This is a genomic window from uncultured Sphaerochaeta sp., assembly GCF_963676625.2.
In the GTDB taxonomy this organism is placed as follows: Bacteria; Spirochaetota; Spirochaetia; order Sphaerochaetales; family Sphaerochaetaceae; genus Sphaerochaeta.
The window spans coordinates 334,277-355,330 of the sequence record NZ_CAXXYB010000004.1 but is presented as its reverse complement, the minus strand read 5'-3'; the positions used below and the strand labels follow the sequence as shown (position 1 = coordinate 355,330).

Below are 21,054 nucleotides of genomic sequence, written 5' to 3'. Positions count from 1 at the left end.
GGAGATACAATGGCACAACATAAAGATATACCAACCTATCCAGATAACGGCATTATCTACAAAGGGGATTACCTGAAGGGTATCCCGTATGATCAATATATTTACAGAATGCCTATTCCAACAGAAAATGTCTATGATATCCGACAATTCGGCGCAGTACCTGATACCGACTACCTTTCCACAGAGGCTTTCTGCGCAGCTGCGTTGGCGGCGGTAAAGACAAAAGGAACTGTGGTGGTGACAGGAGGGGTATACATTGTCGGAAGCATAGCTTTGTATTCTGATACGACTCTTTTCATTGACTATGGTTCCACGCTCAAAGCTTCGAGAGACCTCAGCCAATACAATGATGCCCTTCTTTCAGTAAAGGATGTCCACGACGTTACCATCAGGGGGGGAGGGAAGATTCACGGCAACGGTGAGTTTTTTGTCAATCTTCCACGAACAGAACCGAGACTCACACCACTGGGTTATACAAAGCTTCCCCCACAGCTTCTAGATCCACTCGGTTATCCTGAAGATACAATTCGCTTTGCCTATAGGGAACGTATCCGATACGCTGATAACAGATGGAATACGGAAGCTCCTGACATCAACCGCCCTATGTACACTGTTTGGGTTCGCGGTTCACATCATATCAAGATAGAGAATATTCTCATTGAGGATTCTCTTGACTGGACGCTTGATATAGATTATTCAGAGTATATCACAGTCAAAGATATGGTGATTGATAACAACCGGCATGTGTCAAACGCGGATGGGATTGACGTGATGAGTAGCCAGAATGTCACCGTGTCCCATGTATTCATTTCGACAGCCGATGACGGATTATGCGTGAAGGCACCATTAGCACAGGGCCATGATGGATTGAATGTGAAAGATGCCTCGTTGACTATGGGGCCATCCAAACACATTACATTCAGGGATTGTACTGTATGTTCTGTGATGAATGCATTTAAGATTGGAACTGAAACGTATTATGACATTGAAGACATCAGCGTTGAAGACTGTACATTCATTATGCCAGACATCTATCCTGGTGGAGTAGGTGGAATTTCAATTGAGTCCGCGGATGGAGCTTCCGTCAGGAATATTCGAATAAAGGACATACGGATGAATAATATTGTGTGTCCGGTTTTTATCTGTCTGAACAAACGTAACAAATTCGGTTTTGCAAACGAAGAGGATGCAGTACAAAAGAAATACGGGGGTACGATTGAAAATATCAAGATAGAGAATATCAAGGCGGAAAACATGGAGATTCCCTGTCTTGTTACAGGTTGGTCCGACAAAAGCCATACGGGGAGAATCAGGGATATTTCAATCAAGGACTTCTCAGCGACATATCTTGATAATACGGAGATACTTGATATTAAGCATCCCCTGTATGAGAACATCGTGGATTATCCAGAAAGCAATGCTTTCGGTGACCTGCCTGCGTACGGTTTCTTCTTTCGGCACGCCGATGAGATTTCTCTTGAGAACCTCACCATAAATCCTCGTTCGTCGAATACTAGGGGAAAAATAATCTTTGAGGACTGTAATCGGTAGAGGGGAATGTGTTATTTACACTCAATGGTTCCTTGTGGCTTGCTGGTAAGGCCATAGAGCACTTGGTTGTCTGTACGGTACCTGTCCCTCGGCATGTTCTTCCACGAGCTGATCGATTAATCCAAGGTTCTTGACCATTTTCTTATATGGTTTCTTGTCCATGCCTCAAAATGATTCACCTATGAGGACCGTAATCCTTCCCGTTGCCCTGTAAATATTTTTCTTATCCGGCAGGGACTGTAATACAAATGGCAATTGAAGTAATGCCCCACGATATCCTGCAGGATGATGTTTCTGGAAAAGGCCAAAAAACATTCCTTTTCCAGGGAATGCAATCCATCGCTTTATAAATAACCCTTATTCAACTGTAAAAGTGTGGGAAATAACTACCTATATGTAAAGTATTTGTATTTCCTGAAAACACTTGCTTGGATACTGGCTTATCTGCAATATTTTTGTGAAAAGGCTTAACTTTTCTGTAAGATACTGGTATAGTATATATGTCCGACGCGTGAATACCTGAAATATGGCTCACCGTTCATATCCTGTTTAGTTTTTTCCCCCTCAGATCTGAGGTAACGGCAGGATATATTTCCCGCATTATGCGGAACTCCTTCAAGGGTGCAAGCTTGAGGGAGTTTTTTTTGGTTTTGCAACTTGCTGTTTTGGTTCATAGCAAAAATTGTTTGGATTTACGGACAAAAAAATGACAGGTATTTCCCGTCATTTTTTATTGATTGCTACCTATTTATTTATGTCGCCATTTGGGAAATGAAAATTCTCCACGGTAATTAGATGCATTGTACATCGGATATTTTTCCGGTGTATATTCACACTTGTCCGCTTGATTAAGCGTAGGTGTTTCCTGCGTGTAAATAACGAGTTTGTGTCTATCCCACAGAATAATCTCATCACGGGCATCACCAGTGACATCCAATGCTTCTGCACAAAGGGTAGGGTGCCCATCTTCGGGGAATTGGACGACGACATTTCCCTCTCCGTCAATAATGCCTCCTTTTTCGGAATCACCATTGAGCAAGATTAATTCTGTTCCGTTGCCATCCCAATTCACCGGGGCCAGAATATTGCCATTGCATAGCATTTCTTTATGCCATAATTCTGTTCCCTTGCAATCATACAAATAGACTATTCCATTATTTCCCCAATAGGTGGAGGTGCAAATTTGGAATCCTTTTTTGTCTTGATTGTATTTTCCTGTGCTGATACGTTGTCCATGTCCATTGATATCCCTGAATAGAATATTTCCTTGTTTGTCTACAAGCATGAATCCTTCCCAGCCGGATACAATGGCAAGGATTTCTTCATCCAGGTCAGGATCCAATTTTCCTATGATTATCTCATCCGTATGATCGGTCTCAATAGGTAATTCCCATACGAGTGAGCCTTTGCTGTCAATCATATTATAACAGCTGAAGATCTCATCCTTGCCATCACCATTGAAGTCATGGGCATAGGGAAAATGTCCTGTATTATTGTGAGAGAATTTCCAAAGGAGTTCAAGATTCTCGGTATAAATCCAGATTCGTGCATACCTGTCTTTGATAAGGATGTCATAAGGTTTTTCCTTGCCTCGAACATTGACAATTCGTATGGCATCCACATTGAGTCTGTCCGAGGCATATTCACCGAATTCCAGTGCACAGACAGACTCTGGCGGATCATCATTTCGAGGAGTCTGTATCGATTTTTTTGTTTTTCCGGTTCTTCCATCCAGAATGAATAGGGAATAGTCCCAGGAGCAGAGCACTTCGTCATATCCATCTCCATCAATATCATAGATCTGGAAGGGTAGATCGGTAGTGAGGTTTATGATATCCTCGTCGTCCCGTGGCTCTCCCATTTGCCAAAGCATTGCGCCTGTTTCCAGGCTGACAGCAGTCATGCAACTGATAAAAGGATAACGATCCTTGTAGACTCGTCTCTGATGCTGACAAATTACAAAGAAAAGTTCATTTGTTCCCGTAAGATGTCCGAAACGAATTTGACGGCCTGCTCCGAAATTTTGCAAATCAATGGATTTATAAAGTTTGGGTTTCGAATGTCGGCTACGTAGCTCCGCTAGCTTTGTTGCATATTGGGAACGTTTTTTCTCAAGTGTCTGGAAGGTTGCATCATCCGTGGTTACGGAAACGGAAGCATATTGGGTAGGCATGCAGGCACACAGGGCCATGCAACCCGTGGTGTATCTGGCATCTTCGGTTTCCAGACAGGGCTTTCCATCAAGAAATCCTTGGATGTGGGATCCTTTTACTTCGACAGAAAGTTCATGGAAAGTATCACAACTCCAGGGTATCTCGCAATATGATAGAACTGTTCGTTCCTGTTTTTCTACACGATGCAAGGCAATTCCTCCTGGTACCAGAAAGATTCCATAGTGCATCATGCTTGTTTGATATCGGAATAAAAACCCACAGATCTGAGTAGCTGTCAAAGCTCTCAAACTTACTGAGATGGTTACATTGGTCCAGTCCGTACTTCCTGCACGGAGAATCGGAACTGCTTTTTTAGGTCTTGGTTTTGTCATGCGCATTTGCTCCATGACATGGAAGCCTTTCAATGTAGGGTTAGTAATCAGCCAAGAGGGACCTTTGTAATCAAAATCCGCAATTGGGTCAAACCATTGGCCTTTATCGCCCTGCTCTGGGTAAAAATGGTATTCTCCCATTGCCGAGTGGTCGGGGTCATAGGGAAAGGGACCAAGCCCAAACCCTGAGAAATCTTCCAAGAGCAAATGTATATCTTGCACATGTATCTCCTTTGTCATCGATCGTGATGAATCTTGACCAGTCTTTACCATTGAACCAATGTTTGCACGTCGATAGGGAGCCCTGAGGCGATGGATTTGTTTGCTGCAATACCTGTCAAGGCAGAATTTATGCCATCACGGAAGTCTGCGGCACGATGAAAGGGGTCGAAGGGAGGGGTGGCAAGAAAAATGTCATCCAATAAAGCCGGGTCGCCTCCTCCGTGGCCCCCTGCTTTTTCTGCGATGGGAACTTCATAGGCTTTCCCGAACATTGGACAGACATGAATCTTATGATAGACAGTGGCTCCTTCATCCTGTTTGTCTCCACCTGCGTTGATATAGGGTTTTTCCAAGGCCGTATATTCGATACGTCCCTTTGCTCCATTCAAAGTAACATTGAACCCTTCCCAGGGCATATATGAATTAAGTGAATAAGACATTTGGGCGCCGTTTCGATACTTCACCAAGACAGACATTGTATCCTCGATACTGATATCATCGGCAAAAACACTTCTGTCCCGTATGTATCCGCTGTCTGCCTCGGCATCGAGATAAAGCCCCTTCAAGGTTGGATTACTTTCAATGTCAATGGCAAAGGGATCATCTTTTGCTGCTGCATTGCCATGGCATCTATCATAGAAGGTTTCTACACCACGACTTTCGGCTGCTGCCCGTCCATAGAAATTTAGGTTGCCGAGCGCAAAGACTCTTTCAGGAGTTGTTCCCAACCAAAAATTGACCAGATCGAAATGATGAGTTGCCTTATGAACAAGCAGCCCTCCGCTGTTGATCTTGTTGCGGTGCCATCTTCTGTAATAATCCGCTCCATGCTGTATGTTCAGTAACCATTCGAAATGCACTGAGAATACTTGCCCAATGGTATCGTCCATGAGTAGTTCACGGATCTTTGTATGGTGCGGTGCATATCGATAATTAAAAGCTACCCTGATATGACGGCCTGTCCTCTTCTGTGCATCGATAATACGTTGTGCCTTGTGCTCGTCGATGGTAATTGGTTTTTCCGTGACGATATCACAACCCTTTTCCATGGCACGAACGATATAATCATCATGAGTCCTGTCGATTGAGGTCACGATAACGACATCGGGTTTTTGTTCATCTATCATTTTCTCGAATTCGTGAGGGGCATAGGTCGGAACCGGTTTATGGCTGCATTGCTGGGTAAGTATGTTGTTGGCATACTGCATCCTGGTTGGGCTTTGGTCGCAAAAGGCAACAATATCCTCATCGGAGATATATGTGGTCGCAAGTGCTTCATAGTACATACGTGCGCGGCCTCCGGTTCCTACTTGCGCATACCGTTTTTTTCTTTCCATTATTTTATAACCCTCCGGAAAAGTACATATTGCATATTTACAAGATGTATATGAATGATTATAACGCTGGTTTGTAAAAGAGCTGTTGTCGGAAAAATAAAACTGCTTATACTTTTTCGTAGGTATTTGCACTAAATCAATAATCAGTGCGGATGGATGCCCTGACCTTGGCGCTATATTCCGAGGGTGAAATGTTCGCATATTTACGGAAGAATCGAGAAAAATACTGTAAATTATCGAAACCTAGATTCCAGGAAAGTTCTGTCAAAGATAATTCCGTATGCTGGATGAGTTGTTTTGCCCTTTCAAATTTAATGCGGTTTATATATTGTACCGCCGAAATTCCGATTTCCTTTTTTATAGTCCTATACAGATAATCTTGGTTATATCCGATGCTTTCAGCCATTTCAGCAAGTGTGAAATTATTGTTGATATTACGAGCAATATAATCATCAACAGATTCAATTAACTGTGAGACGCTTTCCTTCGGGGGGCGTGCCTTTGCTGAGTCCGTCTCGAATACGGGGGCGTCTTGCGCAACGCAGATCCTTTGCATGGTAATCAGGCTCTCCATTAAAAGGGATTCAGACATTTGCCTATAAAAAATAGATTTACGTTGACCTTCAAGAACTATACGTGAAAAGATATTGAATAATTGGCGATCATTGTCGCGGAATAAAGGTTTTATGGTATCCAGAAATTGATCCATATCAGGATCGGTGGATAAGAATTTTATTTCCAGTGTTTTCATGCCTTCCTTTGCGTTTACAGTAAAATCATGGTAGCTACCTTTCTTGAGGAATAAAATATCACCGGGACCTAGGGCAATGCAATTTTCGTTGAGATGGGTTATTGCACTTCCGCTATAGATGAGTTGAATCTGATAGTCGGGATGATAATGACGTCCTACACCGCTACCCTGACGGTAATGGAATCGAGCGGAAAAGGTGATCTTATAATTCATTGTCTGTTGTATCCGATTTGTTTTTCCTTGGTAAGGAGTCGTATGTTTTTCGGAAATCCTTCTAGAGGATTTTCGACCAAAAAAGATTTTTTCAATATGAAAAGCACGTGAAATATCTATTGCAGTATATAGAAAGGTATTCCTGTCATATACAAGATTTGTATGCCATATACGAAAAAGTATAACTATTTCTGTGTTTCTGATAACGACGGCACGTAAATGCCATCATATACTTTACAAAACCTCCAAGGGATAAAAGCGTCTTGGATTATGGCGTCTTTGCGATTTCTTTTAGGTTTGAATCTCGGTAGGGAATTTGAGAAAGTTTAAGGAGGATATATCTTTTATGTCTACAAAATTGAAAACAGTACTTGTAGGTTGTCTTATCTTGTTGGCAACTACAAGTGTTTCCGTCTTTGCAAACGGAAAGACAGAGGAAAACGGGTCCGCATACACCTTGTCACTCGCTACGGCAGACAATACCTATGGACTTAGTTCCGATGCTGAGCTCCAAGGAGCTATTACGGATATGATCAAGGACAAAACAGGAACTAGCGTTTCCCCAATCATTCCTCCTGTTGCCAGTTACGCCGATAAACTTGCAACCTTGGTGAATAGTGGAGATGCCCCCGATTTGTTCGTAGTTTCTCAGGCAATGACCAAGATTCCTCAAATGGTGGCCCGTGGTCAGTTATTGGACTTGACGGATTATATCAAGCAATCTCCGGTCCTGTCAAAGTTGGATTCTTCCCTGTTCAGTGCCCCACAGGTAAATGGCAAGGTATATTTTGTTCCCTATAATTACCCGAAATCGAAGGTCCTGTATCTTCGCAAGGATATTATGGAAAAATATGGCATTACCTTATCACATACGCCCACCACAGTTGAATTTGTCACGGAAATGAAAAAACTGGTCGGGACGGGTATTACACCTTTTACGTTCCCCAAATGGATTGATAATTTCCAGTATTTCTATAACTCTTTTGGCGCTTGGGGTGGGTTGTATCTGCAGGATGACAAATTCATCGATGGTTTCCAGACCCCTCAGATGTCTGAGGCCCTTGCCTATCTGCATCAGCTTTACGAAGAGGGTATTCTCAATCGAGAATTTATTACGACCGAAAATAGTGCAATGAGGGAAAAAACCTATACTGCCCAATCTGCGTCGGATATCGATTATGTAACAAACTATATTAACTATGTCCAGAATACCGCAGCAGCAAATAAACCGACTGACATGTTTCTTATTTACAAGCTTGTCGGGCCTCATGGTGATGGAGGGTCCCTCAATGAGGCAACCCAGACTGCCTGGGTAGTTTCCTCCAAGACCAAGCATCCCTCAGATGCAGTGAAAGTGATTGAATCGATTGTTACTGATCCTGAATTGTACCCTGCCTTCTATGGAATTGGCTTGAAGGATTTTCATTATACTTTGGATGAAAATGGAGCCATTGTGCCGACTAAGAAGGCTGCAAACGCCGGTTACAAATATACGTTGAACTGGATCAGTGACTCTTTCCTCAATGTTGATATCGACCATTTGGCATTCACGCTTCCCAAGGCCATGATTGATGGATTGAAGGCCCAGCGGGCAAACATTCTTGGGGCCCAGCCAAATCTTGGACCCAACCATGCATCGGATGTGCCTGTAGGGGTCTCCGATGCCTATGATAGAGTTTCTCCCTCGATCAAGAGTACTCGAGAGTCCGTTGCGACCAAGATTATTGTTGGTACTGTGACTCTTGAGGAGGGACTCAAGGAATATCAGAATTTCTGGAAGAGCATTGATGGGGAGAAGATTCTTGCAGATCTGAATGCTTCCCGTTAATACCCTGTAAGGTAAACTCTCGGTTCCTGGCTGTGGCAACCAGGACTCGGGAGTCTTTTATAAAAAAACGAATGATTGTCGAATAAAAGGCTAGGAAAAAGGTAATGCAGCACTGTTCAATAGAGGAAAGCCAGATACGAGAGAAAGCTGAGGTATTGGTGTCTCGGATGTCTCTTTTAGAAGTATTTAGCCAGCTTCTTCATTCAGCGCCTGCAATTCCACATCTTCATATTCCGGCTTATAATTGGTGGAATGAAGGGCTTCATGGTGCTGCCCGAAGCGGTACTGCAACAGTTTTCCCTCAGGTCATTGGATTGGCATCCATCTTCGATCCTTCATTGATGAAACAAATCGGTTCTGTCGTTGCCACGGAACAACGAGCGAAGTACAATGCCTTTTCCCGTTTGGGAGACAGGGGAATTTATAAAGGCCTTTCTGTTTGGTCTCCGAATATCAATATCTTCAGGGATCCTCGATGGGGACGCGGCCAGGAGACTTTTGGCGAGGACCCGTATTTGACGGGCGTCCTGGGCAAGGGGTATATCCAGGGTCTTCAAGGTGATGACCCTTATTTTTTAAAAGTCGCGGCCTGTATCAAGCATTTTGTTGCACATAGTGGTCCTGAGGCAGGTCGGCATTCGTTCAATGCCCTTGTCAGCGCAAAGGATCTTGCAGAAACCTATTTGCCTGCTTTTAAGGTCTGTGTTGAAGAAGCAAGGGTCAATGGTGTCATGGGTGCTTACAGTTGTGTAAATGGAGATCCCTGTTGTGGGATGCCAATGATCCAGACCCTTTTGCGTGATACTTGGAATTTTTCTGGCATGTTTATTTCCGACTGTTGGGCAATAAGGGATTTTCACCAAGGGCATAGGGTTACCAAAAACCTCGTGGAATCTGTTGCGCAAGCAGTGAATGCTGGGTGTGATTTGAATTGTGGCTGCGAATATGGTGCGCTTGAAAGTGCCTATAAACAGGGATTGATACTCGAAAGTACTGCGCGTGAAGAATGTGTACGCGTTATGATGACTAGGCTGCAACTTGGCTTGTTTGCGGCAGAAACCCCTTACGATGATATTGCTTTTGATTCCGTAGACTGTGATGAACATGCTGATCTTTGTCTTGCAGTTGCCGAAAAATCGTTGGTATTGCTCAAGAATGAAGATGATTTTTTGCCTTTATCCCCACATGCGTGTTTACGTTTTTCTGTCATTGGTCCCAACGCCGATAGCCGGAAGGTTCTCTGGGGAAATTATCATGGTACTTCTTCCCGGAATGTTACGATTCTTGAGGGTATTCGTTCCTTGGTTGGGGAACCCTCCCGTGTCAGATATTCGGAAGGTAGTGCCTTGGATAAATCGAATGTAGAACGTCTGGGAGAGATGAACGATAGACTTTCGGAAGCTGTTACCTTGATGCAAATGAGCGATGTAGGCATTGTCTGCCTTGGTCTGGATGAATCCATCGAAGGTGAGATGCATGATGACGGAAATGGGGGTATAGCAGGTGATAAAAGGAATTTGCTTCTTCCTGAATGCCAGCGGAATTTATTGAAAGCTGTTGATGCCGTAGGCAAGCCTATTGTTCTTATATTGCTTTCCGGTGGGGCTTTGGATCCAGAAATGGAACGCTTTGGGAATATCAAGGCGGTGGTCCAGGGCTGGTATCCTGGACAATCGGGTGGTATGGCTATTGCCCGCCTGATTTTTGGTTTCTGTAATCCTTCTGGAAAGCTACCGGTGACCTTCTATAAAGCGAATGCAAATTTGCCTGATTTTTCCGATTATTCGATGGAAAACCGAACTTATCGATATTTTTTGGAGGAACCCATTTATCCCTTTGCCTATGGATTATCCTATACCAGATATGAATATTCTGATTTGGTGATTGAAAGCCAGGCGGGAGTTGGCCTTCAGATTTCTTTTGCTATCAACAATGTCGGAAAGGTAGGGGGAGAAGAGGTTGCTTTTGCTTGGTGCCATACTCCTGATAAAGATGCACCTATTCACCCAGTGCTTTGTGGCTTTGTTCGAGTGTTTATAAGTGCAGGTGAAACAACCTTTGCCAAGATACATATACCCTATGACCGGTTTTCGGTAGTATCAGACGACGGAACGATTCGATCTGTCTCAGGACCTTGGGATCTTTGGGTCGGAGGGCATCAGCCGAATGAATTGGGGAATTTCCTTTCGGGCACAAAGACAATATACAAACACTGCAATAATATCCATGAACTTTAGGAAATCGTCTTTAGGTGCATCATAGAATCAAGTGGATGGGAAATTATTCACTGATATAAAATACTTTTGGTAAGAGGATTGGTATGGTTAAGAAACAAACGACTGAAGTCGGAAAAGGATATATGGTAAGGAAACCTCTTGCCATGAGAATGCAAAATCAAAAATGGTTATTGGTCATGTTAATTCCAGGAACTTTGTGGTATATCCTGTTTAAGTTCCTTCCCATGCTAGGTCTTGGACTTGCCTTTACCGATTATGGGTTTCGCGCAAAGGTTTCCTTTGTGGGGTTTGAGAATTTCAGGAGACTGCTTTCTTCTATGATTTTCTGGAAAGCATTCAAGAATACAATTATTCTGAGTTTTGCCAATATCCTATTCTATTTTCCAATTCCTATCATCGTGGCCTTATTGATGAACGAATTGAGGAGCCTAAAGAGTCAACGGGTAATCCAGTTTATCATCTATATTCCATATTTCTTTTCCTGGGTAGTCATTGGTAGCATTTTCGTGAATTTGCTATCACCCACTGCAGGGCCAGTCAATGCAGTGATAAAAGCTTTTGGAGGAGAACCTGTATACTTCATGGCCAGTGTGTCCCATTTTAGAACTGTTTTGATTTCTTCCTATATTTGGAGGCAGATGGGATATGGAACGGTCATCTATGTTGCTGCCTTGACCACAGTTGAGCCTCAACTGTATGAAGCAGCTACGATTGATGGAGCCGGAGAGTGGGCAAAACTTTGGTATGTGACATTGCCAAGTATTCGGTCGACCATTGTAATGATGCTCTTGCTCAATCTTTCGCATGTCCTGTTGATCTTCGAACAAGTTTTGGTCATGTATAATGCGGCTGTCTATGATGTAGCAGATGTGCTCCAGACGTATGTATATAGAGAAGGTGTACTTTCAGGGGATATCGGCTACTCAATTGCCGTCGGTATGTTCACTTCAATTATCAGTCTTACCCTTGTTCTTTCGACCAATAAAATGAGCAGTAAGTTCCTTGATGAACCCATTCTGTAGGGAGGGAGAAACAATGCAAAATCAAAAAAACAACACGATAAAACAATCGGCTGGGCGTAAGGTCTTTTTAGCAATCGACATATTCATCCTTGTTCTGGTGTGCCTTATCTTTATTGTTCCTATCTGGAATGTTATCGTCACATCCTTTGCAAAGGATATTGACGTGATGGGAAGTGATTACTTGTTGGTTCCCCATTCCTTTACGCTGTCAAATTATATACGCGTACTACATAGCGGCTATATGCTTGCTTTTCGCAATTCCCTTTTTGTAGCAATAGTAGGTACACTTCTTTCCATGGTAATTTCAATTCCTTTCGGTTATGCTCTTTCGAGAAAAGAATTGATAGGTCGTAAAGTACTTATGAAATTGCTGACTTTTACATTGGTGTTTGATGTCGGTATCATGCCTTTTTATATCGTAGTCAGAATGCTTGGGATGATAAACAGTTTTGCTGCTATCATCATTCCAGTAGCCGTTTCGACATTCAATATAATTATTATCAAGAATTATATGTCGAGTATTCCTGAATCTCTCATCGAATCGGCAACTCTGGATGGTTGTAACCAAATGTCAATTCTTCTTCGTATTGTCATACCGCTTTCCATCTCAGTCTTGGCCGCAGTTACACTTTTTTACTTCGTAAGTTTCTGGAATAGGTACTTCGAGGTAATCATGTTTGTAAATGACAGCCATAAATATACTTTGCAGGTCGTCTTGCGTGGGTTGATGTTTGAAGGTGATGATTCGCTTGGTGGCGGTACGTATGTCTATAGTAATCTGAAAATGGCAGTGATGGTACTTGGAATGCTTCCTGTACTCATTATTTACCCATTCATTCAGAAATATTTTGTGTCTGGTTTGATGGTTGGCGGCGTAAAGGGTTGAATAATCTTTGAAGTTTTCCCAAGAAAAAAAGTAATGGACGCTACTACGACAGGGAGGTTTTGCCTCCCTGTCGTGTTTTTGATTATATCAGGAAAATATTGCCATCATGTAGTCATTGATCGATTCGTCTTCGTTGAGTAATCGATACAGTGCCTGGACCAGTGGGTATTCTTCCTTGACACCCTTGTCTCTGGTCATTTCACCCATGAGCCGTATGGTCCTATAGCCTTCGACTACAGTAGATGAGCTTCCGCTGTTATCTATGGAGAAGCCTTTCCCCATCAACAAGCCCATGGTCCTGTTCCTGGAGAGGTCGTTCAGACTGGTGAGTCCGAGGTCCCCCAGACCACAGTAACAGAATATTGTCTGGGGGTCGCATTCAAAGAGAGTCAAAAATCGGCGCATCTCATTGACAGCTTTCGTATAGACCAGAAAGTCGACGTTGGGTGAATTGAAACGACCGGAGACAAGCCCAATGCCTATCGCATACATATTCTTGAGGACACTCATCAATTCCACTGATCTGACATCTTCTGTATGGTCAAGGTACAATCCTGTATCCTTGAGCACCTCTTCCTTGAATTCCAGATAATCGGCTTTGCTTCCCCCGAAGGTGAAGGCAGAGGGAAGTCCATTGAGAACCTCTATGGCAAAGGTCGGGCCCTTCATGCTGGCAGTCCTTGCAAAAGGGATGTTTTCGGTAATGAATGCACCGTCATCGCTCATTCCCTTGGCAAGGTTGATAACCATGCAACCTGGTTTGGTCATTGACTGGATATCCTTGGTGAAAGGAACGATTGCCTTCGAGGGAATGACAAGCAGGATACAGTCCGCTGACCTGAATATTTCCTTGTCGCTTGTCGCACGTATCGTGGTATTGAGAAAATGGGTCGGGAAGTATTTACTGTTGCGATGATTCTTGTTGATATCCTCAACGACATTTTCCTCGATTGTCCAAAGTATGACTGTATTGGTATCGTTCCAGGCGAGACGTTCGGCCATTGCTGTACCGAAAACCCCCGCTCCTGCAATTACGATAGTCTTGTGATGTTGCACGGAAGTACTCCTATTGATGTTCCCGACCAATGCATGGTCTTGTGGGGTATGTTGGCTTCATAGAAAATCGTGGGATCAGTTTCCTGAAACCCAAGGGTTTTGTAAAAACCTTCACTTTGTACCTGGGCATGGATGTATACAGGAAGATCAGAGAGAGCCAGGGCACATTGAATCAACAGTTTCCCGTAGTTGCATCCCCTGAACTCTTTCAATATCGAAACACGCTCCAGCTTGGTCCCCTCTGATGTTTTTCGCATCCTCAGGGTTCCTGCAGGCTTTTTCCCGATAAGTAAAAGAAGATGGCTGCAGTTGGGATCACGACCATCGATATCAATGTCTGGAGGTACGTTTTGACCTTCGACAAACACGATTTTCCGAATTGCCTGGCAACGTTCCAGGTTTTGGTAAAAAGAAACAGAGGGTAAGCTGCTTTTTTGAAGTAAAATGACGTTCGGTTCCATGATTCCCCTAATATACCGTTCAGTGCCCATTGGGACAAGTAGTTTGATTCACTGTGGACAGTCGTTCGATTGTGTTATAGTTTTGTTATAAGGAAGTAAAGAACATATGCGTGTATGTATAGTTGGAAATGGTGTATCTGGTTCAATGGTAGCCGAGAGGCTTGCAAACCAGGGTGTCGAGGTTTCTTTGTATTCGGAGGAGCCGTATGGTTTTTACAGCCGGATCAAACTTCCCCAGTTGCTATGTGATGAAGTTGCGCTCACGGCCCTTCCTTCAGTGAAGGAGCCTCCCTATCTTGTACATAAGGCAGTCAGAAAGATACAGCGTACTACCCAAGAACTTGTTCTGGATGGTGGAGAAACGACTTCTTATGATTACTTGGTTCTGGCTACCGGTAGCAGGGGTAGGGTGCTGGGCTGTTTTTCCCAAAACAAGGGAGTGCATACTCTCAGGACCTTGGAGGATGCCTTTGCAATCAGTAAGACCATTTCTGATCCTGTAGTTGTCCTTGGTGGCGGTTTGCTTGGGCTTGAGGCTGCCTTGGCAATTATGAAGAAGGGGTATTCAGTAACGGTTTGTGAAGCAGCCGATCATATCCTGGCTCGGCAGCTCGATAAAAAGGGAGCTGAGCTCTTGCGTTCTCGGCTCGAGTCTGATGGTCTTGGAATCCTGGAGGGTGTCAAATCCACGGGAAGTCGTGTCGATGCAGAAGGGAGAATCCAGGCCTTGGTTGTCGAAGGACAGCCCGAGGTTCCTTGCAAGACCTTGATCCTTTCGCTTGGGGTCAATCCTGAGACTTCCTTGGCCATGGAAGCAAGCCTTGAGGTAGCGAGAGGTATTGTTGTTGACGAGAACTTGAAAACCAGCGATCCCCATATATTTGCCATTGGTGATTGTGCCCAGTACAAGGGACAGGTCCCCGGAATCCTTCCTGTGGCCATCGGTATGGCCCAGAGTGTCATTGCCACCTTGCTCGGACAATCAAAAGAGTATACTCCGCCTGCCTTGATGACCCGGTTCAAGGATGCGGAGCTTGATGTTGTCAGTGTTGGAGACGTGACAGGACCCAGTCTCAACTTCTTGTCAGGAAATCGGTACGAAGCCTATTTCCTGGATGAGGGAATTCTCAAGGGAGCTCTTTTATACGGAAGTACCGACCATATGTCCTTTTTGCGTTCTCATTATCTACAGAGCGTATCCGCAACAGAAATCACCGATTTGCTTGCGTTCTAGTTGATTCGTTTGAGAATATAGATCCTGCTGCCGAAATCACCCAGGACCCGGGTTTCGGCATCATGGCCAGTTCCCCCGAATTGTTGGTTGAGTTTGATACCCGCATTGGCCAGCAATTCCCCGGTAACCCGGTAATGCTCAATCTCGCTGTCAAGAGAGATTGTATTGCTGATGACTTCCTGGGTCTTGCTTCCCTCGGCTATTGTTATGGGACTCAGTCTGTTGATCAGATCGCCAAACATCTTGAGATCAATTTTTTGTTGTCTTGGAAAGACTTCATAGAGTGCTTCGCTATCTGCCTGTTCTATTCGCAGTTTGTCACTTGCAGGATTGCTTTGATTGAGTTTTTGTGCGAAAAGAACCAGGAATTCTGATTTCTCTGCATTGTGTACTGCCCATACAACTTGGTTGGAAATGCTATTGGCCAGTTTTATCCTGGTAAAGGTACCGAATTGCAGTATTGCCCTATGGGCCTTGTAGAAGGAAATCTGGGCCTTGATAGCTTCCTTTTGTTGTCGGGAGAGCTTTGTGATATCCAATTCATACCCAAGGACTCCGAAGGAAGCGACATTGAACCGAGACTCCAAATCTGTTTTTCTCAGGGTCTGGTGATTGGGGGAGTTGCTGACATGGGCTCCCATGGTAGAGAGGGGATACCCGCAGGATGTTCCTTCCTGGATGAAAAGCCGACTGAGGACATCTGTATTGTCACTTGTCCAGGTCTGTGGCATGAAGCACAGCATGCCAAGATCGAAGCGGTTGCCACCGCTTGCACAGGATTCAAACAATACATTGGGGAAGGCGGCCGTCAGACGGGAGAGCAAGTCGTACAGGCCCATGACATATCGATGAAAAAACTCTCCGTGGTTATGCATTTCGCTATTGGCACTGTACAGATCTGAAAAGGTTCTGTTCATATCCCATTTGATATAATTGACATCTGCAAGGTGCCATACTTCCGAGAGTGTCTTGAACAAATATTCCCGAATCTCTGTTCTGGTAAGGTCGAGTAAGTATTGATTTCGCCCTACACTGGGAAGTCGACCTGGGATTGCAACCATCCAGTCGGGATGTTTCTTGTAGAGTTCGCTTTTTATACTGATCATCTCTGGCTCAACCCAAAGTCCGAACATCATGCCCAGTCGATGAATTTCCAAAGAAAGGGAAGCCAAGCCCGAAGGGAGTTTCTTTGGGTTTACCTGCCAGTCCCCAAGGCTGGTGGTGTCATCATCCCGAACTCCGAACCAACCATCGTCAAGGACGAATAATTCAATTCCCAGTTCAGCTGACTGTTTGGCAAGATGTATGAGTTTCTCTTCCGTGAAATTGAAGTAGGTAGCTTCCCAATTGTTGATGAGAATTGGTCTTTCCCTGAATTTCCATGGTCCCCTGATAATATGGTTATTGATGAAATAATGGAAATTGTTGCTGGCTCCGTTCATTCCCTGCGAGGAATAGGTCAATATTGCCTCAGGGCTCTGGAATCGTTCCTGGCTGGGAAGTTCCCAACTGAAGGTTGCGGGATTTATCCCAGTCAAGAGCCTGACTTTTCCGAATGGGGAGGTTTCCACCAACTCTCGGTGATTGCCGCTATAGATGAGGTTGCATCCGATGCATTCCCCGGTAGAGGGAGTGTTTCCCTGCTTGGTAAGGAAAACACAAGGGTTGTGATCTGCTGAACTGATCCCTGTTTTGCTATCATTTATCAATATGCCAGGCTGGAGAGCTCTCTCATGCATGTATCGTTCTCTTGCCCAAGTTCCGTCAAAGGTGACGAAATTCCAATCGTTCTCATCAAGATCGAGTTGCATAGAGGCCAGGTTTCGTATTGTTATGGGTTTGTCGCTGTCATTGAAAAGCGTTGTTCGTCTGGTAATTACATCGGAATCTTCAAAGGCTGTATAGGTGAGTACCAGACGAATAGGCAGGCAAGTATCCTTGAGGGTAATTTCAAGAGTGCTACAGAGATTCTTGTCTCCGTATGATTCCGGCAGACCCCCGAAGGTTCTTGGTTTACCTTGCAATATCCTAAAGTTCTTGACGACAAAATCGAGGGTATGCATGCCGCGGCCATATTCAATATCCACTGAACTTTCACGATAATCACCCTTGCCCATGGTAGAATACTCAAGACAGATATTTCCCATGAAGAGATTGGGATGTTCCGTGTTGTAGGCTGTACCATTTCCGATTGGAATTGAGCGTTTTTCGCTGAGAGCATCGATATCTATCGACTGGAGACCAAGTTTCTTGCCATAATACAAATGTTCCAGATGCCCTGTCTCAGTTATGGAGAAAAGGTAGGTAGTGTTTTTGGTTGAGAGTGAGAAACACTGGTCTTTCTTGGTAATCATTTGGTTCTCCTTGATAAATGAGAGGATATCTGCTAACAGTATACTGTGACAAAGGGTTTTAGGCATCCCGATTTTTGGGAATTTTAGGAGAAGAGAGATGGATATCCGCAGACTGAGACTTTGGGAAAGCCGTAATGCTACGGTACTGAACAACGATTTGGTCAGGGTTGTCTTGGAAGACCAAGGGGGAATGGAGCTGGAGTTTAGTTCCCTGACTCCGAGTGGGGTGCGTATCAACGCCAATTTTCTTCCTGATTTCAGGGGAACCGGAACTTCTGTTTACAGCGATGAGAATAGGGAATTCTGGAAAAGCAGTCCCCATCTTTATCATAAGGCCGGTTCATATTTTTGTTTTCCTAATTTTGGGCCAGCCCCTACCCAAGAGCTTGCTTCCTTGCAAGGCTATGGTGGATTTACCCCCAGTGCCTACTGGATGGTCGAAAGGTATGGCACCGATCCTGAATTCGGTGGTATCTGGCTCATGAGTACGGTACGCAACCGTAAGGAAAAATGGCAGGTTCGAAAAGTTGACATGCTGCTACCCAATCAGCCTGTCCATTATACTGCTTGCGTCATTACCAATACTAACGATACCGATTTGGTCGTAACTGCGGCTTGGAACAATGAAATAGGCTCACCTTTCCTTGAAGCGGGGTGTGTCCTCAATTCTTGCGCCCAGTCTTGGGTTACTGCTCCGAAAGGGGAGTTGTATGGCTCTGTTTCCCGCTTGGCCCCTGATACTCAATTTGATGATTGGAAGAAAGCTCCTTTGCAAGGGGGTGGGACGAATGACCTTACAGAGGTTCCTTACCCGATCGGAAAAACTGATTATATTTTAGGTTTGGTGCCTCGTTCTTCCAATTTGGGTTGGACAAGTGTAATCAATCCTCGCCAACAGATGATTTATTTTACTTTTTTCCCGGGACCAAATGCCCTTGGTCCTGATGATATCCCCGTAAATTTCAACAATTTCCTTTTTGAATATGGAGGGAGAACCGAAACTCCCTGGTCTTTGTACGCAGGAGGGATGAGTCAGCAATATTCCCTTAATTGTGGTTCCGGGACCAATAGGTTTTATGGCGGATACAAGGCACTGAATCCTCTTGATACCCTTCTTGGTGCAAATACTACAGTTACCATCAAGGCAGGTGAAACCAAGACGCTCTATTATGCCAAGGCTTTTTGTCCGTATGACAATGCAAGAATCGGGGGAAACTTCTATTCGGTTGAGCAAGTGGTCGAAGGCTTGGTGTTGAAGCGAACAAAATCCTGGGCGTTTATTCCTGCGGATTCTATCTTTCATTCATTAAAGCAATTGACCAAGCGTTTGCTTACTTCAGAGTAAAGCGTACAGGGTAGAGCAAGGTTACTGCAACTTCTTTCCCTTTCAACAAGGCAGGTGTGCAGTTCAATCCCGAAAAAGCCTTGACTGCGGTTTTTGCAAAGCCATAACCAGGGTCCTCGACTATGGTGATTTTCTCTACTTTTCCTGAGGAAGAGATGAACAATCGGAGAACTACTTCCCCTTCCTTTCCCTGGCGTTTTGCAATCGCTGGGTATTGAATTCGACCTGAGAGAACCGAACGATCGAATTGGGGCCCTTTATCCACCGAGGACACTTCATAGTACCCGTTGATCATTATAGGTTGTACTTCTTCTGAAAGAGAGGAAGCGGCATGTTGCTCAATGCTGGAAGGTGAATCAATGGAAGAGACAGGCAAAGCATCCTTGAAGGCAGGGCTTGCCATAGTTGTTACAGGTTGCTCCTCAGTTACAGGTTGCTCCTCAGTTACAGGTTGCTCCTCAGTTACAGGTTGCTCCTCAGTTACAGGTTGCTCCTCAGCTACAGGTTGCTCCTCAGTTACAGGTTGTTCCTCAGTTCCAGGTTGTTCCTCAGTTCCAGGTTGTTCCTCAGTTCCAGGTTGTTCCTCAGTTCCAGGTTGTTCCTCAGTTACAGGTTGCTCCTCAGTTACAGGTTGCTCCTCAGTTACAGGTTGCTCCTCAGTTACAGGTTGCTCCTCAGTTACAGGTTGTTCCTCAGTTACAGGTTGTTCCTCAGTTACAGGTTGCTCCTCAGCTACAGGTTGCTCCTGCCTTGTTGCACTAGATCCTTGCTGGGCAATGCTATCTACGAAAGAGAGGGTAGCTGAGGTTGCATGACCTAGCTTTGGTTGCAGGATGATCTGGGTCCTGAAAGGAATGAATAGGCATCCTATGCAAAGAGTTGTTATTGCGAGGGTAAGCAAAAGTGTGTAGCGTCTTTTCATTGGCTTTGCTCCACAAGACAGTGAACAGTAGTGGTCCCGTTTTTCTTCAGGGCATTGAGAACTGGGGAAATCAGCCTGAAGGGAGTGTCTTTATCAGCAAGAAGTGTAATTTCTTCTTCTTTTGGCAGGACTGCCGGGTCTATAGGTTCATTTTCATAGAACAGGGTTCCATCAGAACCAATGATCAATACAGGTTTGTTGGATACCGCCTGGGTTGTAGTCTCGCTTTGTGCCGGTTCCAGGGGAATTGGCGTCAACATGGTGGAAATGGCAAGAATAAGGAAAAAAAGAAGCAAGAGAAAAGCTATGTCAGTCATGGCAGTTGAAGGTGAAATTCGTTTTTTTCTCATGGCAGAAGCCTCAATTGAACCGAAGGCGTTGCTTGGTTCTGGGCAAATGAGAGTATGTCCACTATTTCCTGCCAAGGAGTCTCCTGTTCGACCAGGACTGTTAGGTTGGTGGTATTTGCCATTTGTTTGGCAATCTCGTTCAGTGTAGTGGGAGTGTCTCCCTCGGAAAGGGATCCGTCTTGATGAAGGGTCAATACAAGATTTTCAATTGTTTTTTTGGAGCTTGGGCCTATCTTGAGGTCGAGGCTCTGGGAGGCCGCAACTCCTGCAAGAAGGAGAAAAAAGATAATGAGCAAGAATGCAATGTCGCTGGGCTGGGCTAGATCTTGTCTTCTTCTGCGCATAATTTTCCTATAGCCATATCCAGGAGAAATCCCAGAACAGTGGCCAGAATGGATATGATGAGGCCAAAAGCCGTAGTGAACAAGGCTTCATAGAGCCCTGAGGCGACGACCTGAAGCTGTACGGAGGTTGCCTCCGATACTGACTTGAAGGCATTGATCATTCCAGTCACTGTTCCCAGAAAGCCGATTACAGGACTGATCATGGCAATGAGATCGAGGATGGACAATGGACTTTCCAGTTTTGTCTTACGTTCTGTCTTGCCCTTTCGACGGAGCAAGAGCAAGGTTATTGTGCGCTCGAGAGCCACAACCAGGGTAATGATCAACAGGGCAAAGAGCGGCCACATGACCGCTCCTCCCTTTTGCATAAGTGAAAAAAGATTGGTTATTTCCATA

At 44.5% G+C, this 21,054-nt stretch carries 18 protein-coding genes; 7 read left to right on the top strand and 11 right to left on the bottom strand.

Annotation, left to right across the window (positions count from 1 at the left end; translation table 11 throughout):
• The first annotated feature begins 9 nt into the window (after positions 1–9).
• Positions 10–1,551: a glycosyl hydrolase family 28 protein gene (locus ACHZBG_RS04875; protein WP_320128326.1), complete on the top strand. Its 1,542-nt coding sequence runs from the start codon at positions 10–12 to the stop codon at positions 1,549–1,551.
• Positions 1,552–1,572: 21 nt separating this feature from the next.
• Here the strand turns inward: ACHZBG_RS04875 and ACHZBG_RS04870 are convergent, their stop codons facing one another.
• The 4 genes from ACHZBG_RS04870 to ACHZBG_RS04855 form a co-directional block, all read right to left on the bottom strand.
• Complete coding sequence (locus ACHZBG_RS04870; protein ID WP_320128325.1) at positions 1,573–1,713, bottom strand: hypothetical protein; 141 nt, start codon at positions 1,711–1,713, stop codon at positions 1,573–1,575.
• A gap of 586 nt (positions 1,714–2,299) precedes the next feature.
• Positions 2,300–4,318, bottom strand: coding sequence for a hypothetical protein (locus ACHZBG_RS04865; RefSeq protein ID WP_320128324.1), 2,019 nt, complete (start codon positions 4,316–4,318; stop codon positions 2,300–2,302).
• Between the two features lie 44 nt (positions 4,319–4,362).
• Positions 4,363–5,655, bottom strand: coding sequence for a Gfo/Idh/MocA family oxidoreductase (locus ACHZBG_RS04860; protein WP_320128323.1), 1,293 nt, complete (start codon positions 5,653–5,655; stop codon positions 4,363–4,365).
• 136 nt (positions 5,656–5,791) lie between these two features.
• Complete coding sequence (locus ACHZBG_RS04855) at positions 5,792–6,619, bottom strand: AraC family transcriptional regulator (RefSeq protein WP_320128322.1); 828 nt, start codon at positions 6,617–6,619, stop codon at positions 5,792–5,794.
• Positions 6,620–6,965: 346 nt separating this feature from the next.
• Here ACHZBG_RS04855 and ACHZBG_RS04850 point away from each other — a divergent pair, with 346 nt between their 5' ends.
• From ACHZBG_RS04850 to ACHZBG_RS04835, 4 genes are all read left to right on the top strand, one after another.
• Entirely contained in the window at positions 6,966–8,447 is a 1,482-nt protein-coding gene (locus ACHZBG_RS04850) for an extracellular solute-binding protein (RefSeq protein ID WP_320128321.1), read from the top strand.
• Between the two features lie 104 nt (positions 8,448–8,551).
• Positions 8,552–10,684 (top strand): glycoside hydrolase family 3 C-terminal domain-containing protein, encoded by a 2,133-nt coding sequence (locus ACHZBG_RS04845; RefSeq protein WP_320128320.1) that lies wholly within the window; start codon positions 8,552–8,554, stop codon positions 10,682–10,684.
• An 83-nt stretch (positions 10,685–10,767) separates the two neighbouring features.
• The gene (locus ACHZBG_RS04840) at positions 10,768–11,706 is read left to right on the top strand and encodes an ABC transporter permease subunit (protein ID WP_320128319.1); all 939 of its coding nucleotides are present in this window, start codon (positions 10,768–10,770) and stop codon (positions 11,704–11,706) included.
• Between the two features lie 13 nt (positions 11,707–11,719).
• Complete coding sequence (locus ACHZBG_RS04835) at positions 11,720–12,592, top strand: carbohydrate ABC transporter permease (RefSeq protein ID WP_320128318.1); 873 nt, start codon at positions 11,720–11,722, stop codon at positions 12,590–12,592.
• Positions 12,593–12,679: 87 nt separating this feature from the next.
• On the opposite strand, the gene ACHZBG_RS04830 is transcribed toward ACHZBG_RS04835, so the two are convergent.
• Both ACHZBG_RS04830 and ACHZBG_RS04825 read right to left on the bottom strand, forming a co-directional pair.
• Positions 12,680–13,648: an NAD(P)H-dependent glycerol-3-phosphate dehydrogenase gene (locus ACHZBG_RS04830; RefSeq protein ID WP_320128317.1), complete on the bottom strand. Its 969-nt coding sequence runs from the start codon at positions 13,646–13,648 to the stop codon at positions 12,680–12,682.
• Positions 13,624–14,109: a GNAT family N-acetyltransferase gene (locus ACHZBG_RS04825; RefSeq protein ID WP_320128316.1), complete on the bottom strand. Its 486-nt coding sequence runs from the start codon at positions 14,107–14,109 to the stop codon at positions 13,624–13,626. The genes ACHZBG_RS04830 and ACHZBG_RS04825 overlap by 25 nt, the downstream gene beginning before the upstream one ends.
• Positions 14,110–14,215: 106 nt before the next feature.
• Here ACHZBG_RS04825 and ACHZBG_RS04820 point away from each other — a divergent pair, with 106 nt between their 5' ends.
• Positions 14,216–15,343, top strand: a complete 1,128-nt coding sequence (locus tag ACHZBG_RS04820) for an FAD-dependent oxidoreductase (RefSeq protein ID WP_320128315.1) — start codon at positions 14,216–14,218, stop codon at positions 15,341–15,343.
• On the opposite strand, the gene ACHZBG_RS04815 is transcribed toward ACHZBG_RS04820, so the two are convergent.
• Positions 15,340–17,697: an alpha-galactosidase gene (locus ACHZBG_RS04815; RefSeq protein ID WP_320128314.1), complete on the bottom strand. Its 2,358-nt coding sequence runs from the start codon at positions 17,695–17,697 to the stop codon at positions 15,340–15,342. The genes ACHZBG_RS04820 and ACHZBG_RS04815 overlap by 4 nt on opposite strands.
• A 97-nt stretch (positions 17,698–17,794) precedes the next feature.
• On the opposite strand from ACHZBG_RS04815, the gene ACHZBG_RS04810 reads away from it, so the two are divergent.
• Positions 17,795–19,042: a hypothetical protein gene (locus ACHZBG_RS04810; RefSeq protein ID WP_320128313.1), complete on the top strand. Its 1,248-nt coding sequence runs from the start codon at positions 17,795–17,797 to the stop codon at positions 19,040–19,042.
• Here ACHZBG_RS04810 and ACHZBG_RS04805 read toward each other — a convergent pair.
• From ACHZBG_RS04805 to ACHZBG_RS04790, 4 genes are read right to left on the bottom strand one after another with little or no spacing between them, the layout of a single operon-like run.
• On the bottom strand, positions 19,029–19,964 hold the full coding sequence (locus ACHZBG_RS04805; protein WP_320128312.1) for a TonB family protein: 936 nt from the start codon (positions 19,962–19,964) through the stop codon (positions 19,029–19,031). The genes ACHZBG_RS04810 and ACHZBG_RS04805 overlap by 14 nt on opposite strands.
• Positions 19,961–20,314, bottom strand: coding sequence for a biopolymer transporter ExbD (locus tag ACHZBG_RS04800; protein WP_320128311.1), 354 nt, complete (start codon positions 20,312–20,314; stop codon positions 19,961–19,963). The genes ACHZBG_RS04805 and ACHZBG_RS04800 overlap by 4 nt, the downstream gene beginning before the upstream one ends.
• The gene (locus tag ACHZBG_RS04795; protein WP_320128310.1) at positions 20,311–20,658 is read right to left on the bottom strand and encodes a biopolymer transporter ExbD; all 348 of its coding nucleotides are present in this window, start codon (positions 20,656–20,658) and stop codon (positions 20,311–20,313) included. The genes ACHZBG_RS04800 and ACHZBG_RS04795 overlap by 4 nt, the downstream gene beginning before the upstream one ends.
• Positions 20,634–21,053 carry a MotA/TolQ/ExbB proton channel family protein gene (locus tag ACHZBG_RS04790; RefSeq protein WP_320128309.1) on the bottom strand — a complete coding sequence of 140 codons (420 nt, stop codon included), beginning with the start codon at positions 21,051–21,053 and terminating at the stop codon, positions 20,634–20,636. The genes ACHZBG_RS04795 and ACHZBG_RS04790 overlap by 25 nt, the downstream gene beginning before the upstream one ends.
• Between the last annotated feature and the right edge of the window lies 1 nt (position 21,054).

Bases quoted from the DNA above. Each gene is read 5' to 3' on its own strand.
- ACHZBG_RS04875 (WP_320128326.1), top strand. From the start codon at position 10: ATGGCACAACATAAAGATATACCAACCTATCCAGATAACGGCATTATC.
- ACHZBG_RS04870 (WP_320128325.1), bottom strand. From the start codon at position 1,713: ATGGACAAGAAACCATATAAGAAAATGGTCAAGAACCTTGGATTAATC.
- ACHZBG_RS04860 (WP_320128323.1), bottom strand. From the start codon at position 5,655: ATGGAAAGAAAAAAACGGTATGCGCAAGTAGGAACCGGAGGCCGCGCA.
- ACHZBG_RS04855 (WP_320128322.1), bottom strand. From the start codon at position 6,619: ATGAATTATAAGATCACCTTTTCCGCTCGATTCCATTACCGTCAGGGT.
- ACHZBG_RS04850 (WP_320128321.1), top strand. From the start codon at position 6,966: ATGTCTACAAAATTGAAAACAGTACTTGTAGGTTGTCTTATCTTGTTG.
- ACHZBG_RS04845 (WP_320128320.1), top strand. From the start codon at position 8,552: ATGCAGCACTGTTCAATAGAGGAAAGCCAGATACGAGAGAAAGCTGAG.
- ACHZBG_RS04840 (WP_320128319.1), top strand. From the start codon at position 10,768: ATGGTTAAGAAACAAACGACTGAAGTCGGAAAAGGATATATGGTAAGG.
- ACHZBG_RS04835 (WP_320128318.1), top strand. From the start codon at position 11,720: ATGCAAAATCAAAAAAACAACACGATAAAACAATCGGCTGGGCGTAAG.
- ACHZBG_RS04825 (WP_320128316.1), bottom strand. From the start codon at position 14,109: ATGGAACCGAACGTCATTTTACTTCAAAAAAGCAGCTTACCCTCTGTT.
- ACHZBG_RS04820 (WP_320128315.1), top strand. From the start codon at position 14,216: ATGCGTGTATGTATAGTTGGAAATGGTGTATCTGGTTCAATGGTAGCC.
- ACHZBG_RS04815 (WP_320128314.1), bottom strand. From the start codon at position 17,697: ATGATTACCAAGAAAGACCAGTGTTTCTCACTCTCAACCAAAAACACT.
- ACHZBG_RS04810 (WP_320128313.1), top strand. From the start codon at position 17,795: ATGGATATCCGCAGACTGAGACTTTGGGAAAGCCGTAATGCTACGGTA.
- ACHZBG_RS04805 (WP_320128312.1), bottom strand. From the start codon at position 19,964: ATGAAAAGACGCTACACACTTTTGCTTACCCTCGCAATAACAACTCTT.
- ACHZBG_RS04800 (WP_320128311.1), bottom strand. From the start codon at position 20,314: ATGAGAAAAAAACGAATTTCACCTTCAACTGCCATGACTGACATAGCT.
- ACHZBG_RS04795 (WP_320128310.1), bottom strand. From the start codon at position 20,658: ATGCGCAGAAGAAGACAAGATCTAGCCCAGCCCAGCGACATTGCATTC.
- ACHZBG_RS04790 (WP_320128309.1), bottom strand. From the start codon at position 21,053: ATGGAAATAACCAATCTTTTTTCACTTATGCAAAAGGGAGGAGCGGTC.